Origin of the sequence: Sulfurimonas sp. RIFOXYD2_FULL_34_21 (assembly GCF_001830805.1) — a bacterium.
In the GTDB taxonomy this organism is placed as follows: Bacteria; Campylobacterota; Campylobacteria; order Campylobacterales; family Sulfurimonadaceae; genus Sulfurimonas.
The window spans coordinates 1-16188 of record NZ_MICH01000001.1; the positions used below are offsets into that span (position 1 = coordinate 1).

Genomic DNA, 16188 nt, shown 5'->3' on the forward strand with positions numbered 1-16188 from the left:
AAAGGATTAAAATGGCTAAATCAGATGTTATCGAAGTTGATGGCAAGATTATAGAGGCTTTGCCAAATGCAACATTTCGTGTTGAGTTAGAAAATGGGCATATTATTTTATGTCACATTGCAGGTAAGATGCGTATGCACTATATTAAAATATTACCTGGTGATAAAGTTAAACTGGAGTTGACACCTTATTCACTTGATAAAGGTCGTATCACTTACAGATACAAATAAAAAGAGAGGTCTATACCTCTCACTTCTGCTTTTTACATGTAAAGAAAAAATTTAACTTTATATAAATTAAGTAACTACCTTGTATAATCATCCTAAATAGTTATGAAGGATTAACAATGCTAAACTCCCTCTTTTTTCGTATGCGCTTTGTGCACTATGTAGGCATAGTCTTGCTTTTAATTAATGGAACATTTTTTACGGATAATATAATTGGACAAGTGATTCAATATGTTATTGCGGTTGTCATACTTATACATGACTTAGATGAAAAATACAACGGTGTTGATATGACAAAATCTATGATTATGCAGCTTGAAAATCTTGAACATGGAGAAAAAATAGTTTTAAAAAATAACTATAATTCCGAGTTAAGTGAAGCAGTCGTTAGCATTAACAGATTTCAGACAATTTTCTTAGAGGCACAAGATACTAAAGAAAAATCACACACTATTGAGACAATAATAAATAAAATAAACAGTGACTATGAAAATACAAATAGTATAATAAGTAATGAAAGAGAGCTTTTAGCTACAGTTGTTTCAATAGGTCAAAAATTAAAGCTAGTGTTAAATGATGATTTAAGAGATACATGTAGAGCAAAAGAGAACATCGTAGAAATTAATAAAAATTTAAACAGTATTAAAAGTGAAATTTCAAGTATCGTTGATAAGCTTCAAGATGCATCAAGTTCGCAAAATAGCTTAGCTGAAGATTTAAGTAGAGTTTCTACTGATGCAAATCAAGTAAAAGAGGTTATTTTAGTTATTGCAGACATCGCAGATCAGACAAATCTTTTAGCACTAAATGCTGCAATTGAAGCGGCGCGAGCAGGTGAGCATGGACGTGGTTTTGCCGTAGTAGCGGACGAGGTGCGAAAACTTGCAGAAAGAACACAGAAATCTTTGACGGAGATAAACGCAACAATTAATATTGTTAGTCAATCTATAAACGATACAAGCACACAGATGAATGACAATAGTAAAATAATTGAGTCTTTGGCAGAAGTTTCTATTGAAGCATCACAAAGAATGGATAGTATTAGTCATGCTATAGATAACGGCGTTACTTTAGCAGAGAAAACAGTTTCTAGCTATACGCAAAATACTGCAACTACGGAAGAGATAATTAACAATATTATAAAAATTGATGAGTTGTCACAAAAAAGCAATGAAAGCGTTAAAATTATAAAAAATAGTGTTGAGGGTCTGAGTAAAATAATTTAATAAAGCCATTTTTGAAAAATGGCTTTATTACACAAGGAGCATTAAAATATTTGAGTATTTCTAAACTCGGATATTTCGGTTTCTACCATCTCATTTATCATAATTTTGAAAAGGTCAGAAATCATATTTGGAGAGACGTCGGCTTTTATTGCTGCATGGCGGACTTTTTGTAGTATAAAATCAACTCTATCTTCAGCTTTTACCTCTTCAATGCTATTTTTAAATAAGGCAGCTTGACGCACAAGATGACTTCTTTTTGAAATAAGCTCAACAATGGAATCATCAATCTTATCTATCTCTTCTCTAACTTCATTTAATGAACTACATTTTTTAATTTCTGACATGATGTTTTGCTCCATTTTTAATAAGACATATTATCTAAAAATAGATAATAGCTATTTAGTTAATATCTATTTACGCTATATTAAACTGCTCTTTATAACTATTTTCTAACGATATATTTCTATGTTTATAATCAATAACTTCTCCAACCTCTATCTCAATTATTTGCTCTTTACTAGAATCTTTTATTGCAGATTTTAATATTTTATCTGCTTTTGAGCGGATAAAAATAGGAAGAATCGGGAGTCTGTTTTTTAGTGCAATTATTTGGGAACCTTCTTTAAACTCGCTAATAACAAAGTTTGTATTGTTTCTTGTACCTTCGGGAAAAATAAAAATAGAACTTCCAGCCGCAACAGAAGTTTTTATATCTTTAAAAAATCCACTCATTTTAGAGGCTTCTCTATCTAGTAGAATTGTTCCTGAATTTCTAACAAACTTTCCAAAAAAAGCTGAGTTATAGAGTTCTTTTTTAGCAACCCAGTGTCCAAAAATATTAGTATTTTGCGTAGCAGTTTCTATGATTAGAGGGTCAATGATGCTTCTATGGTTTGATATCAAAAGGTACTGTCCATCACGAGGAAGTCTATCTTCATTTACAACTTTAATTTTTATATTTAGTTTATTTAACAATTTTGTAGAATATTCAATCCTTAACTTTTTTTTGTCACTGAACTTTTTAAATTTTGTCAGCTTAAATCCGTAGTAATTTGTAAGAATTGTTGAATAAATTGCCATTTTAATTTTATTGAATGTCAAAAAGATTCCTTATTATTAGTTTGGTTTGATGATTTTTTTTATCTCTTTTGGCAAATGGGCAAAAGGGATATTCTTTACTCCTTCTTTTATGCCGTTTTCAAAGACCATTACATCTACACTCATCTTTGTAGGAAAAAAGCGTATAACATTATATAAAGTACGCTCTAATGTAAAAGAGATTTTTTTATCAGATAATTCTATGCTTTTTTTCTCTTTTGCCATATTAGTTCTTTAGATATATGCCGCTATCTTTGACTTCAATCTCCCCACTATCTTGTAGAGCGGTTAAAGAGCGCTTATAGGCTTTTTTACTTAATCCAAAAACATTCTGAATTAATTCAGGGTCACTTTTATAGTTGTACGGCATTGCTCCGGCATTTTGTTTTAATAATGATAAAACTTTTTGACATGAAACATCTTTTTGTTTTACCCCGCCAGCTTGCAAGCTCAAATCTATACAGCCGTCTTTTCTGATAGTTTTTACATGTGCTTTTTTTTGGTTACCTATATCAATTTTTTCAAATATTTCGTTATGGTATATGAGACCTTCGTACTTACCTTCAACAAGACATTTAAAGCCAAGAGGAGTTTTTGTAATTATAGTTATATCTACCTCTTTATGCGGTACTATTCCTTTTGGCTTTTTATCAAAAATATTGCCTAGTTTTTCAGTTCCCACAAGGCGGTGAGTTTTTTCATCGTAAACTACTTTTAAAAATCTCTTATCGCCGATTTTAAATCTCTCTTTTTGAAACATATTTGGTACAAATAAATCTTTGGCAAGTCCCCAGTTTACAAATGCTCCAAACGGTGCCACATCGACAACTTCAAAAAGGGCAAACTCATCAAGCATCGCTTTTGGTTTAAGTGTTGTTGCAATTAATCTATCTTCTGAATCGGTATATAAAAAAACTTCCAAAAGTGTGTCGTCTTGCATTTCGTTTGTAACATAAGATTGCGGTAAAAGCACATCTTTTTCATCAAGTGACTCTAAAAATATACCATGCGGGGTATGTCTGTCAATTCGTAAGCAGTTTATTCGCCCCAATGTTAAATGTTCATTTTGTAGCAAACTATTTCCTCAAAAGCGAATTTTTTTGACATTATATCTGTTTAATATTTATTTATCGTAGAGATAGAGCTTGTTGTATTTAATCATACTGCTTAAATCTTGCGTATATTTTGCTCCGATTTCAGAGTATTTATCTAACTTTTGTACCAAAATCAGAGGGTCGTCTATTTCCATTTTAAGCTCTCTAAAATCTTTGTAGGCGCTTGAGCGGGCAAGTGTCTTATAGTAGTCTCTTACGGAATCTTTTATATTTGAGTATTTTTTAAGCCAAATTGTTTTTTCGCCTCTCATAAGAGAAGCTGCTATTCGCGGTTTATTTTCATTAATAGACCACATGCCAAAAAGATTGTTAGCTTCTTTAAAAAACCTTGATTTTCCCCATGCACTCTCTATCGCAGCTTGAGCGATAGCTATACTTATAGGATGCGGTTTTAGTGCCATAAGCAGTTCCTCATTACTCTCTACTTGATAAGATTTTTTTAAATCAGAAATTTTCTGGCTATACTCATCGTTTGTTAAATTTTCACAAATATCATAGTATTGAAGTTCAAGTTCATCATGAACTTCATTTATAGCAGGTACAATTAAGTTACAAAAATGCTCTTTTTTCTCAGATATGCTAACCACATCGCTAATTAATTTTTTTTCTACTTTTTTAATTTTAGTGACATGTGCTTTTGGCATTTCAGGTTGCGAAAAAGCATATTCAATATTAACAATAAGCAAAATTATTAAAAATGAGAGTATCGTATTTTCAGATAAAAATTTCAAATTAAAAACTCCATATCTAATTTCTTTGAGTAAGCTCCAAGCATCGCTCTTTCAAAATCGTTATTTGTTGAGTATTGGTATCCAAATGTCTTGCCCCACATTTCATGCTCTTCCATGCACAAATAGAAAAAAACATCATTATGCCATGGTTTAAAAGAGTCGTAAGCATGTTTAAACATCTCTACTTTTGTTTTATCGGGATAGGAGTTTTTGCCGCTTGCATTTTCAAATGGCATTTGGGTTATTTTGCTTTTAAACTCTCGTTTTCTTAACTGTTTAATAACAGGTTTTATAAAAGTCAGTGTGCCGAAACTAACTAGTACTACCTCGCTGCTTTTAAACTCTTTTATTAATCTTTTATAAACATCTTCATACTCGTTTAAGTAGTTTTCATATTCTACTATCGGATGAAAATGAAAACCGACTTTTATACCTTTGTCTGCAATATCTCTTGCCGCTTTTATACGTTTATTTAGTGAAGCCGTTAGATGCTCTTCGTTTTCTATAATTATTTGTGTATTAAGAGACCATGTGCATATTATATTTTTAGGCACCTCATTTTCTAAAAAGTATTTGATATTGTCAGACTTTGTTTTAAACTCTAATATAACATTTGGATTTGTTTTTGCAAAAAGAAACAGAGCATCTAAAATGCCCTCTTTGTTTCCCCATAAAAGAGAGTCTGAAGATTGACCTGTGCCGATATGGTAAGTTTTGCTTTTATCAAGATCTAAATTTTGCAGTTTTGTTGCAAAACTACTATCAAACGTAATCGTGTTTTGGTTATAAAATGATTGTATAGAGCAGTATGAGCAGTCAAAACCGCAACTCTGCACAGCATCAAGAGTCATAAGGTTACAGCATCTTGTTTTTTGGCTCGCAACCGGACATAATCCTAATCCAAAACCATCTTTGTCTTCTGTCTTAAAGCTAAATTTTTGTTCATCTCTTACATGTTTTAGTTCAAAATTTTTATATGAGTTTGGTTTTCTTCTTATATCTTCGTAAGTTTTTATAATTTTTTCAAAGATAACTTTTTTTTGAGTATGATTGGGAAAAATCTCTATAATTGTCTTTTCATTCCACATCCCCAAGTCTCTGGTGATATCGATTAGTTGTCTTATTTGTGAAAAAGAGAACTTAAATTCAATCGATTTTTCTTTTATAAACACCTGCTCGTTTACCGGAAGTTTATGAAAAATCGTACTTTTTATAGAGTTCTCAAATTTGATTAGATTTAAATTCATGGCGGAATTTTATCTAATTTTTTTGAATATTTACGTTTACAATTACTTATAGAGCTTTTTATTGTACATGTGATCTAGTGCTAAAACAAAAGAAAGAGCGTCTTTCTCTAGTTCTAAATCACTCTCGATTGGCGTTAAATGATTGCTTTTATCAAGATATGTTTTTGGATTTTTATATAAAAATGTAAGCGGTTTTTGTTCCGGTCTGACAATTGCTACTTTATCATCTACCCTTAGGGCATAGGAAGTGTGAAATTGCATTAAAGAGATATTTTGTTTTTCATTACTAAAGATAGAGTGACCCATAATCGGGTATTTTAAATCCAAGCCTATTAAATCTAGTGCCGTTGCTAACACGTCTGGTTGAGTAGCTATTTTATCATAAACTATAGGTTTTATTCCTTCGCCTAATATCATGGCGGGAATATGAAACATATCAACAGGAACCATGTCATCTCCGTAAACTCTTACATTATGATCTGCAACGACTACGAAAATAGTATCTTTATAGTACGGCTCTTTTTTTGCGAGTTCAAAAAAGCGCCCAATTGCATAGTCTGCATACTTGATTGCATTTTTAACGCTGTTGGCGGGAACATCTTTTATCAGTTCAATCTTTTCGCACGGAAACTCAAATGGTGAATGGTTTGACTGCGAGAACATAACGGTAGCAAACTTTTGCCCTTTTACATGTAGCTTTTTAAACTCTTCATTTGCTTTAACAACCAAATCCTCATCACAAACTCCCCATGGAGCTACAAAAGTCGGGTTTTCAAATTTTGGCTGATCTACAATCTCATCAAATCCGTTTCCTAGATACCAACCGCGCATATTGTCAAATCTGCTCTCTCCTCCGTAAATAAACGAGGTATGGTATCCAAAGGGTTTAAGAGCTGAAGCTATAGTAAAAAAATCGTTTTGTGATTTATTTCTTTTTAGTACTCCCACACCTGGAACTGCAAGATTTCCTGCACTGACTCCTGCAAGTCCTCTAACGCTTCTTGTTCCGTTAGAGTACAAATCCTTAAATAAAATAGCCTCTTTGCTTAGAGCGTTAAAGTGAGGAGTTATTCCATTTTCTCCGCCGACTGCATTTACAAATTGGTATCCCATGCTCTCTTGAACAAATATAACAAGATTTTTTGGCTTATCTGTCTTGAAGTTGCTTTTTACGACTCTTGAGAATGAAAAATTATCATTATCGTTTGACTCAATATTGAGTCTTTTTTTTACTCTATCAAACGCCTCTTTCATATCCATTTTGCCGTACTGTTTTACTTTCTTGCCTTCATGTACGTTATTGCTGTATATAGCATAACCTATGCTGTAGAGTGAATTTTTTGTTATCTCGTTTACCATTCTGTTTGTGCTGTACATAGCATCTGATATATTTGCCCCTCTATGTCCAAACGATGATCGTACACCGATAAAAAGAATTAATAAGATAGGTAAAAATAGTAATATACGTTTTTTATAGCCTATCTCCAATATATCTACGACACTATCTTTTGCATATTTCAAATATAAATAGATAAATATCCCAATCATACTAAAAGCGATAAAAAGCTCTAGTCTATAATCTGCAAATATCATTGAAAAAACTTCTTTAGGATATATGAGATACTCTACAAAAAGATAGTTAGGACGAACATCATATTGAGCTATAAAAGGAAAAGTCGCATTTTCTATATATATAAGAATTGATAAAACTATTAAAAAATAGTATTTTAGAAATTTGCTAGTAAAATATTTTAGTTTATTGGGAGTGAACGAGAGAAAAATAAGAGGAATTACCAAAAGTATAGAAGCTGTTATAGTGTCCATTCTAAGCCCATGGATAAAAGTTAGCCAATAGTTCACGTCGCTGTTTTTAAAATTGTCAAAATATAGTATAAAGAGAGACAGTCTTCCTATAAAAAATATTGATATCATGTAAAAATAATATTTTAATAATTGTTTAAACATTTATAATTTCTCCGTTGGTTTAAATATTACAAAGTATATCTTTTAAATAAACAAATATATAAACAATAGTTATAAATAAAGGTATTAAGGATAAAATTTCACACTTATAGTAACCAAGAGAGTAGTTATGTTGCACAAAAGAGGTTTGATATATATGAGAGTCGAAAAACAAATTCTAATTACATCATTTGTTTTGATAGGTATTTTCTTTTTATTTGAATTAAGCAATATTGATATATTTGTTCAAGAATTTTTTTACAATAGTACAACTCATAAGTGGTTGCTTGAACATGTAAAAGGAAGTATTTTAGATATTGTATTTTATAGCGGTATAAAAAAGGCAATTATTGTTTTTGGAGTTCTCATACTTTTTATATATATTTACTCTTTTAAAAGCGCATCTCCTCTTTTAAAAAGTTACAGAGGCGGTTTACTTATTGTTTGGTTAAGCATAGCTATTGTTCCGATGATAATAGGCACACTTAAGGCAAACACTAATGTGCCTTGTCCATGTGATTTTATGCATTTTGGCGGCGAATATCCATATATAAGAGCTCTTGATAGTATGCCCCAGGAGATTGTAAAAAAATTTAAATGTTATCCCGCAGGACATGCTAGCGGAGGATTTGCTCTTATGTCTCTCTTTTTTCTTTTTAAAGAGAAAAAGAACAGCTTTATCGCTTTTGGAGTTGCCATGATAATCGGATGGAGCATGGGGATTTATAAAATGCTAATAGGACACCATTATTTAAGCCACACTCTAATAACTATGATTTTGGCATGGTTGCTTATACTGGTAATTTATAAAATAACCAAACGCTACTCTTTATCGTAAAGTTATTTTAGTATAATCAAAGGTGTTATATTTTACATGTAGAGAGGGCAATAAAATGTTTAGATACATACTTATGTTGATAGGGTTGCTTGTTTTTATGACTGGATGTTCTTTAAAAAAAGCTGATATAGATTTTGACCCTGCATTTGATATCGGCAAATTAGAAACATTTAACGTGAATTATAAAAGTAGCGACGCTTTAGCTTCTTTAAATCAAGAGAGAATATCTGAGGCAATTAAAAACGAGATTGTATCAAAAGGATATATAAACAGACTAAATGACGGAGCTGACTTTTCTATAAAATTTGAGACTTCAGCAAAGATAGAGTTCTATCCAAATACAAGCCTCGGATTTGGTATCGGTACATTTTCAAGAAGAATGGCAGTATCAATGGGAAATAGTTACGATGTAACGCAGGAGAGGGAGAGTTTAAATATTAATATGATAGATACGAAAACAAATAAAATATTTTGGAGTTCTCTTTTAATATATGATACCTATGAGACAAAATCGCCAAAAGAGCGAATAGAGTATTTCAATAAAATAGTATCCAGAATGTTAGAGGAGTTTCCTTCTCGTTTAGTTCAAAGTAAAAAGTAACAATCTAATTTGTATTGCAATTTGTCATATTATTAATCATTTTTTATAAAAATAGTTAAGATACTGCTATTTTTAAATCTTTAGGAAAAGAGATGATTTTAGGAATATGTCCATATTGCGATGGCGGCAAAATTGAAGTAAGAGATAAAGAAGTAGGGGGCAAAAAAGTTAAGCTATACGCATGCTCAAATGCAAACTGGGAGACGCAAGACGGCGAGATGTTTGAACTGAGCAAAAAATCTACATGTAGTTTTAGAATTTGGCAAAACTCTCTCTCAAGATACGGAAAGTGGTTTACATATAAAGAGATAAGAGAACTTTTAGAGCAAAACAGTATAGAAGTAGAGTTTTTAAGTAAAAAATATGGCAAAAAAATATACTACAAAAAAGAATTAATCTTAGATAAAGAGTATGGAGTGAGTGTATTGTGGGATTAATTTGTAAAAAAAAGAGTTAATTCTTACTGAAATTGCATAAAATAAATCAACTTAATAAATCTTTTACATTTGTTTGTGTATAATCCTCATCCGCTTTGCTGTTTTGACATGATAGTTGAGTATTTTTACCTATATAGCAATATATAGATAAAAGTATTGGCAAGCAAAATTGTTTGCCTAAATGCAGCAAAGATTAAATAATAGGAGCTTTCTATGAAAGTACGTGCTTCAGTTAAGAAGATGTGTGATGATTGTAAAGTTATCAAAAGAAAAGGCATTGTAAGAGTAATCTGCAAAGTTAAAAAACATAAACAGAGACAAGGATAACCATGGCTCGTATTTCCGGTGTTGATTTACCTAAGAAAAAGAGAATAGAGTATGGACTAACATACGTATATGGAATTGGTCTGCATGCGTCACGTCTAATTTTAGATGCAACGGGTATAGACTATAATAAAAGAGTTTACGAACTAAGCGAAGATGACGTAGCGGCAATCACAAAAGAGATTCGTGCTAATCATGTTGTAGAGGGTGACCTTCGTAAACAAGTTGCAATGGACATTAAAGCACTTATGGACTTAGGTTCATACAGAGGTCTTCGTCACCGTCGTGGTCTTCCATGCCGTGGTCAAAAAACTAAGACAAATGCGCGTACTCGTAAGGGTAAACGTAAAACTGTCGGCGCAGCGTAAGGATTAACAGATGGCAAAAAGAAAAGCTGTTAGAAAAAAAATAGTAAAGAAAAATATTGCTCGCGGTATAGTTCATATCTCTGCATCATTTAACAATACTATTGTAACTATTACGGATGAAATGGGCAACATGATTGCTTGGTCTTCTGCTGGTAGTCTTGGTTTTAAAGGTAGCAAAAAATCTACTCCGTTTGCAGCTCAAGCAGCTGTTGAAGCAGCAGTAGAAAAAGCTCAAGTACATGGTATTAAAGAACTTGGTATTAAAGTTCAAGGTCCAGGTTCAGGTCGTGAAACTGCAACAAAAGCAGTAGGTTCTATTGAAGGTATCCGTGTTACGTTTATGAAAGACGTAACTCCACTACCACATAATGGTTGCCGCGCGCCTAAGCGTCGTAGAGTTTAAGGAGATTACTGATGGCAAGATATAGAGGTCCAGTAGAAAAAATCGAAAGAAGATTTGGAGTTAGCCTTAACCTAAAAGGGGAGCGTCGTTTAGCAGGTAAATCTGCATTAGAGAAACGTCCTTATGCTCCGGGTCAACATGGTCAGCGTCGTAAAAAAACGTCAGAGTACGGTTTACAATTAAATGAGAAGCAAAAAGCAAAATTCATGTATGGTGTATCTGAGAAGCAATTCCGTGCACTGTTTGTTGAAGCAAAAAGAAGAGAAGGTAATACGGGTACAAACCTTGTTACGCTAATCGAGCAAAGACTAGACAACGTAGTTTATCGTATGGGATTTGCAACGACTCGTCGTTTCGCACGCCAGCTTGTTACACACGGTCACCTTCTTGTTGACGGTGCTAAACTTGATATTCCTTCTTACCGTGTAAGACCGGGGCAAAAAATTGAGATTCGCGAGAGTAGCAAATCAAACGTTCAAATTACTCGTGCATTAGAGCTTACAAACCAAACTGGCTTAGCTCCATGGGTTGATATTGATGCTGATAAAAAATTCGGTATCTTTACTCGTTTACCTGAGCGTGAAGAAGTTGTTATACCTGTAGAAGAGCGTTTAATCGTTGAGCTTTACTCGAAATAATAGTTAAAAATATAAAAGGCGTAAGAGATATGAAAAAGATTAAAACTACTCCACTTGCTCCTCAAGAATTTGAGGTAGAGCAGATTAGTGAGAATGAAGCTAATGTTATGGCATATCCGTTTGAGACGGGTTATGCTATCTCTTTAGCTCATCCACTTCGCCGTTTCTTGTTAAGTAGCTCGGTTGGTTATGCTCCGATTGCTATTAAAATTGAGGGTGCTAAGCATGAATTTGATTCAGTTCGCGGTATGCTCGAAGACATTTCAGATTTTATATTAAATCTTAAAGAGATTCGCTTTAAATTGCTTGGCGGTGTTAGTGAATCGGAAATTCGCTACAGCTTTGCAGGTCCTTGTACTATTAAGGGAAGTGATCTTTCAAACAGTGAAGTAGAGATAGTGACTCCGGATGCTTATCTTGCTACATTAAATGAGGATTCTACACTTAATTTTAGTATTAAAGTTGCACAGGGCATTGGCTATGTTGCAAGTGAAGATACTCACGATGAACTTGAAGAGGGTTATATAGCACTTGACGCTTATTTCACTCCTGTTCGCAGTGCAACTTATAAGATTGAAAATGTACTTGTAGAAGATAATCCTAACTTTGAGAGAGTAATTATAAACATTAGAACTGACGGACAGATTTCCCCGCTAGATGCTTTTAGAAACTCTTTAGAGGTTATGTATGCTCAGTTAGCGGTATTTAATAGTGAAATCAGTGTAAAAGCACCGACAACTATTGAAAGAGCTGAAGAGAGTCCCGATCTTAAAAAACTTGCTATGCATATCGACAGTTTAGGTCTTAGTGCGAGAAGTTTTAATTGTCTTGATCGCTCAAGTATTAAACTAATAGGTGAAATAGCATTGATGAGTACAAACGATCTTAAAAATGTTAAAAATCTAGGTAAAAAATCATATGATGAGATTGTTGAAAAACTCCAAGAGTTCGGCTATGAAGTCGGCGGCGATCTTGCAGATGATGTTGTTAGTGCATTAAAAAAGAAAATAGAAGCTTTATAAGCTACATAGAGGAATTATAGATGAGACATCGTCATGGATACCGTAAACTAGGTCGTACAAGCTCGCATCGTGCAGCTTTACTTAAAAACCTAAGTATTTCGTTAATTGAACATGGTAAAATTGAGACTACTGTTGAAAAAGCAAAAGAGTTACGCTCTTATGTTGAAAAACTTATTACCGCTGCAGGAAAAGGTGATTCAAATGCTCATAAAGCAGTATTTGCGGCGCTTCAAAGTAAAGAAGCAACTAAAACTTTAGTAAATGAAATAGCTCCAAAATACGTTGATCGTCCAGGTGGCTATACTAGAATTACTAGAACACGTATTCGCCGTGGTGACGCTACTACTATGGCATTTATTGAATTAGTATAATTCAATACAAATAACAGTAAGCTCTGTCTTGCTGTTATCCCCTTATACTTCCACATCCCAAACTACTTAAAATAAGAAGTGAGACATTATGAGTAATTTCGCATTTGGAACCTACAGAATAAGTGATTTAAATCCTCTACATGTAGAAGCATTAAGAGAAGCGATTGAATCAGGTATAACAATGATAGACACCTCTTCAAACTATATGGATGGCTCTGCTGAGAGAGCTATTGCACTTGCATTTAGAGAGTTTGATAAAGATAAAAAGAATCAAGTTGAGATAATTAGCAAATTTGGATATATTCAAGGAACAAATTTGTTAAATTACAAAGAAAACACTTCTGCTCTTGATGAAAAAGAGATTGTAAAGTATAGTGAAGATTGTTATCACTCAATCTCTAAATCTTTTATGCGTCAGCAATTGAGCCAATCATTAAAAAGATTAGAGCTAGAAAAACTTGAGTGCTATTTAGTACATAATCCAGAGTACTATCTTTTAGACGCGATTAACAAGGGTATTTCTAAAGATGAGAGACTTGATGAGATGTATAGAAGATTGCAGGATACTTTCGTCGGATTGGAAGAAGAAGTAAAAAAGGGAAGAATCCTATCTTACGGCATTAGCTCAAACAGCTTTTCACTTTTAGCATCAGATGATGAGTTCTTGCCTTATGAAGATTTACTTACATTGGCACATAATGCGGCAAAAATTATTGGTAATGAAACTCATAGCTTTACGACTGTAGAGCTGCCGGTTAATATTTTAGAACAAGAGGGACTTAAATGTGCTTCATGGGCAAAAAAAAACGGTTTGAGAGTTTTGGTAAACAGAGCGCTCAATGCAAAGTATAATGATAGAATGTTTCGTTTGGCAGATTATGATGAGAGTAAAGAGTATTATAACTATTTAAATGAAATTCTGGAAATTTGTGATAATGAATCTCTCAAATTGCTCTATAATCTTATTGAGCAGCTTGATACCAATAAGCATAAATTCGGTTGGATAGGTGATTATGATATCTTCATGTTTACTCAAGTTATGCCACATGTAAAAAAAGCGTTAAGATTAAGAGATGAGAATGAAATTGAAGTTATACTTAATTTAATTGATTTGTATTTTCAAGAGCTTAGAAAAATGGTCTCTTATGAGTGTTCAAAAAAGACGAGAATTGAGTTAAAAGAGTTCTTTGATGAGTGTGTTTTGCCAATGCAAGAGTGTGCAATTAGGTTTTTAATGCAAAAAGAAAGTGTCGATTACATACTTGTAGGTATGAGAAAGCCTTTGTATGTGCATCAAATTCTTTTATTGCAGAGATAAACAATATTTTTTATCACTTGTTAAGCGATATTTTCATATCTTATGAATACAATAAACATATAAATTTTAAAGGATGGACATGATTCCATTTACAGACGAAGAGTTAATGAATCCAGTAAGAAACGTTATAGAGAAAGTTCGTCCTTCATTAGCGCTTGACGGCGGCGACATAGATTTTATAACGGTTAAAAATTCAAAAGTGTATATACAACTAAAAGGGTCTTGTATCGGCTGCGCAAGTAGCGGAACAACACTGAAATACGGTGTAGAGAGACAGCTTAAGATGGACATACATCCTGAATTAACAGTAATAAATGTACCTGTTGGTATGGAAAACGATATAGACAATTTATAAATAAGTGTAGAGATATTAATGGCAATAAGTAAATTTAAAACATTATCACAAGCAAAAGAGAGTTTCTCAAAGAGCGATTACAAAAATGCATTGGAGAAATTTGCGGCAGTTTTGCAAAATTTTCCTAATTCAAAAGAGGCTTATAACGGCGTTATTCTTTCTGAAATGGCTATGAGTGGAGAGGGCGGTGCAGAGGCTCTTTTTGATTATTATGAGATTTTAAAAGAGGAAGATAAGGAACAAGCTGACGTTATAATGACCAATATTTTACAAAATATGGACGGCTCTATGGAGAGACTAAAAGAGGTCTTTGCCGAGCCTTTGCGTGATAGACTAGAGTTTGAAGACGGGATTCTTTATAAAGATTTTAAAGCCTTAATAGATGAGGGCGGAAACTTTAAAGAGATATTTGAAAACATAATGTTTTCAACAAAAGTAATTATTACTCAAAAAGAGGATTTTATAGATTTTTTAGAAAATCTTATAGAATACGGCTTTGAAGAGATGGCTTTGACATATTTGGAAAACGCTTTGAGTGTTTATCCAAGCGATAAACTGCTTAAAAAACTGCTTAAAAAGTTGGCGGAAGGCAAAAAAATTGAAAATTGAATTTAGCAGTGAAAAGTTTAGGTACATAAGCGAAAACTCTGCAGAGTGCGACAAAGAGACGGCTTTCGTACTAACTCCGCAAAATGAAAAATTTCTTCAAGATGCCAAAGAGAGGGGTGCTCATTCAATTATAAATATTAAAGATGTTGCAAAGCTTTTTGGAATTGATAAAATAAAGATTGTCGGCATTACCGGTACAAACGGTAAAACAACGACAGCAAGTGCTATATACTCTTTTTTGCTTGATTTAGGATACAAAGCTGCTATGCAGGGAACACGCGGTTTTTTTATGAATGATGAGATGTGTGAAGGAAAAACACTTACAACTCCATCAGTGTTAAATACATACAAACACATATATCAAGCAGTACAGGCCGGTTGTGAGTTTTTTATTATGGAAGTAAGCTCACATGCTATCTCTCAAAAGAGAATAGAAGGCTTGAATTTTGAGTTAAAGATACTTACTAATATTACTCAAGATCATTTGGATTATCACAAAACTCTAGGTGAATATATAGCAGTAAAAAACAGTTTTTTTCAAGATGAAGGAAGAAAACTTATTAATAAGGATGAGCCAAAAGCATCGTTTAATTTTAAAAATACTTTTACCTACGGTATAGAAAACCCTGCTACATATAGACTTATCGCTTATTCGCTAAACAATGCGACAAGCGGAATAATTCAGCACTTTAAAGAGGTAGTCCCTTTTACTGCCGCACTACATGGTTTTTTTAATCTTTATAATCTTATGGCGGCAATCTCGGCAACGCACCTTTTAACCGGCAAGAAACTTGAGGATGTGTGCTCTGTTGTAGATAACTTTGCAGGTGTGAGCGGACGGATGGAGCAGGTAAGCGAAATTCCAAACGTAATAGTCGATTTTGCGCATACGCCTGATGGCATACAGCAAGTATTAAATGCACTAAAAGAGAAAGAGCTTTTGGTTGTGTTTGGTGCAGGCGGAGACAGAGATAGAACAAAAAGACCTTTGATGGGCAAAGTAGCCGCTAGTTTGGCAAAAAAACTCTATGTAACAAGCGACAACCCAAGAAATGAAGACCCGCAAGATATAGTAAATGATATTTTAGAGGGTATTGAGGATAAAAGTTTAGTTAATGTAGAGTTAAACAGAAAAAAAGCAATAGAGATGGCTCTTAAAGATCAACAAGAGGATGAAGTTGTCGTTATTTTAGGAAAAGGCGATGAATCTTTTCAAATTATTTATGATGAAAAGTTCCCTTTTGATGATAGAGAAATAGTCAGAGAGTTGCTGAAATTAAGATAATTTTACTCTTAAT

The 16188-nt window shown here is 33.1% G+C and carries 22 protein-coding genes; 15 read left to right on the top strand and 7 right to left on the bottom strand.

Going from position 1 to position 16188, the window contains the following annotated elements:
* The first annotated feature begins 11 nt into the window (after positions 1 to 11).
* On the top strand, positions 12 to 230 hold the full coding sequence (gene infA, locus A2530_RS00005; protein WP_008338996.1) for a translation initiation factor IF-1: 219 nt from the start codon (positions 12 to 14) through the stop codon (positions 228 to 230).
* A gap of 116 nt (positions 231 to 346) precedes the next feature.
* A complete protein-coding gene (locus A2530_RS00010; protein WP_294883744.1) occupies positions 347 to 1453 on the top strand; it encodes a methyl-accepting chemotaxis protein in 1107 nt (368 codons plus the stop codon).
* A 41-nt stretch (positions 1454 to 1494) separates the two neighbouring features.
* Here A2530_RS00010 and A2530_RS00015 read toward each other — a convergent pair whose 3' ends face one another.
* The 7 genes from A2530_RS00015 to A2530_RS00045 form a co-directional block, all read right to left on the bottom strand.
* Positions 1495 to 1797: a chorismate mutase gene (locus tag A2530_RS00015; protein WP_294883745.1), complete on the bottom strand. Its 303-nt coding sequence runs from the start codon at positions 1795 to 1797 to the stop codon at positions 1495 to 1497.
* 70 nt (positions 1798 to 1867) lie between these two features.
* Positions 1868 to 2554 carry a lysophospholipid acyltransferase family protein gene (locus A2530_RS00020; protein ID WP_294883747.1) on the bottom strand — a complete coding sequence of 229 codons (687 nt, stop codon included), beginning with the start codon at positions 2552 to 2554 and terminating at the stop codon, positions 1868 to 1870.
* Between the two features lie 15 nt (positions 2555 to 2569).
* The gene (locus A2530_RS00025; RefSeq protein ID WP_294883748.1) at positions 2570 to 2776 is read right to left on the bottom strand and encodes a hypothetical protein; all 207 of its coding nucleotides are present in this window, start codon (positions 2774 to 2776) and stop codon (positions 2570 to 2572) included.
* Position 2777: 1 nt separating this feature from the next.
* The gene (locus A2530_RS00030) at positions 2778 to 3626 is read right to left on the bottom strand and encodes a S1-like domain-containing RNA-binding protein (protein WP_294883749.1); all 849 of its coding nucleotides are present in this window, start codon (positions 3624 to 3626) and stop codon (positions 2778 to 2780) included.
* 48 nt (positions 3627 to 3674) lie between these two features.
* On the bottom strand, positions 3675 to 4397 hold the full coding sequence (locus A2530_RS00035) for a glucosaminidase domain-containing protein (protein ID WP_294883751.1): 723 nt from the start codon (positions 4395 to 4397) through the stop codon (positions 3675 to 3677).
* Positions 4394 to 5644: a spore photoproduct lyase family protein gene (locus A2530_RS00040; protein WP_294883753.1), complete on the bottom strand. Its 1251-nt coding sequence runs from the start codon at positions 5642 to 5644 to the stop codon at positions 4394 to 4396. Before A2530_RS00040 ends, A2530_RS00035 begins: the two co-directional genes overlap by 4 nt.
* 42 nt (positions 5645 to 5686) lie before the next feature.
* Entirely contained in the window at positions 5687 to 7609 is a 1923-nt protein-coding gene (locus A2530_RS00045) for an LTA synthase family protein (RefSeq protein ID WP_294883754.1), read from the bottom strand.
* Positions 7610 to 7763: 154 nt separating this feature from the next.
* Here A2530_RS00045 and A2530_RS00050 point away from each other — a divergent pair, with 154 nt between their 5' ends.
* From A2530_RS00050 to A2530_RS00110, 13 genes are all read left to right on the top strand, one after another.
* A complete protein-coding gene (locus A2530_RS00050; protein ID WP_294883755.1) occupies positions 7764 to 8444 on the top strand; it encodes a phosphatase PAP2 family protein in 681 nt (226 codons plus the stop codon).
* A gap of 55 nt (positions 8445 to 8499) precedes the next feature.
* Positions 8500 to 9045 carry a DUF4136 domain-containing protein gene (locus A2530_RS00055; protein ID WP_294883757.1) on the top strand — a complete coding sequence of 182 codons (546 nt, stop codon included), beginning with the start codon at positions 8500 to 8502 and terminating at the stop codon, positions 9043 to 9045.
* Between the two features lie 92 nt (positions 9046 to 9137).
* A complete protein-coding gene (locus tag A2530_RS00060; protein ID WP_294883758.1) occupies positions 9138 to 9482 on the top strand; it encodes a hypothetical protein in 345 nt (114 codons plus the stop codon).
* Positions 9483 to 9695: 213 nt separating this feature from the next.
* Positions 9696 to 9809, top strand: coding sequence for a 50S ribosomal protein L36 (rpmJ, locus tag A2530_RS00065; RefSeq protein ID WP_008338806.1), 114 nt, complete (start codon positions 9696 to 9698; stop codon positions 9807 to 9809).
* A gap of 2 nt (positions 9810 to 9811) precedes the next feature.
* On the top strand, positions 9812 to 10174 hold the full coding sequence (gene rpsM / locus A2530_RS00070) for a 30S ribosomal protein S13 (protein WP_294883760.1): 363 nt from the start codon (positions 9812 to 9814) through the stop codon (positions 10172 to 10174).
* 10 nt (positions 10175 to 10184) lie between these two features.
* On the top strand, positions 10185 to 10577 hold the full coding sequence (gene rpsK, locus A2530_RS00075; RefSeq protein ID WP_294877787.1) for a 30S ribosomal protein S11: 393 nt from the start codon (positions 10185 to 10187) through the stop codon (positions 10575 to 10577).
* 11 nt (positions 10578 to 10588) lie between these two features.
* Positions 10589 to 11215 (top strand): 30S ribosomal protein S4, encoded by a 627-nt coding sequence (rpsD, locus tag A2530_RS00080; RefSeq protein ID WP_294883762.1) that lies wholly within the window; start codon positions 10589 to 10591, stop codon positions 11213 to 11215.
* 29 nt (positions 11216 to 11244) lie between these two features.
* Positions 11245 to 12237, top strand: coding sequence for a DNA-directed RNA polymerase subunit alpha (locus A2530_RS00085; protein ID WP_294883764.1), 993 nt, complete (start codon positions 11245 to 11247; stop codon positions 12235 to 12237).
* Between the two features lie 20 nt (positions 12238 to 12257).
* Entirely contained in the window at positions 12258 to 12608 is a 351-nt protein-coding gene (gene rplQ / locus A2530_RS00090; RefSeq protein ID WP_294883766.1) for a 50S ribosomal protein L17, read from the top strand.
* Between the two features lie 88 nt (positions 12609 to 12696).
* Complete coding sequence (locus tag A2530_RS00095) at positions 12697 to 13926, top strand: aldo/keto reductase (RefSeq protein WP_294883768.1); 1230 nt, start codon at positions 12697 to 12699, stop codon at positions 13924 to 13926.
* 79 nt (positions 13927 to 14005) lie between these two features.
* On the top strand, positions 14006 to 14281 hold the full coding sequence (locus tag A2530_RS00100) for a NifU family protein (protein WP_294883770.1): 276 nt from the start codon (positions 14006 to 14008) through the stop codon (positions 14279 to 14281).
* Positions 14282 to 14299: 18 nt separating this feature from the next.
* Complete coding sequence (locus A2530_RS00105) at positions 14300 to 14890, top strand: hypothetical protein (protein ID WP_294883772.1); 591 nt, start codon at positions 14300 to 14302, stop codon at positions 14888 to 14890.
* Positions 14880 to 16175, top strand: a complete 1296-nt coding sequence (locus A2530_RS00110; RefSeq protein ID WP_294883774.1) for a UDP-N-acetylmuramoyl-L-alanyl-D-glutamate--2,6-diaminopimelate ligase — start codon at positions 14880 to 14882, stop codon at positions 16173 to 16175. The genes A2530_RS00105 and A2530_RS00110 overlap by 11 nt, the downstream gene beginning before the upstream one ends.
* Positions 16176 to 16188: the final 13 nt, after the last annotated feature.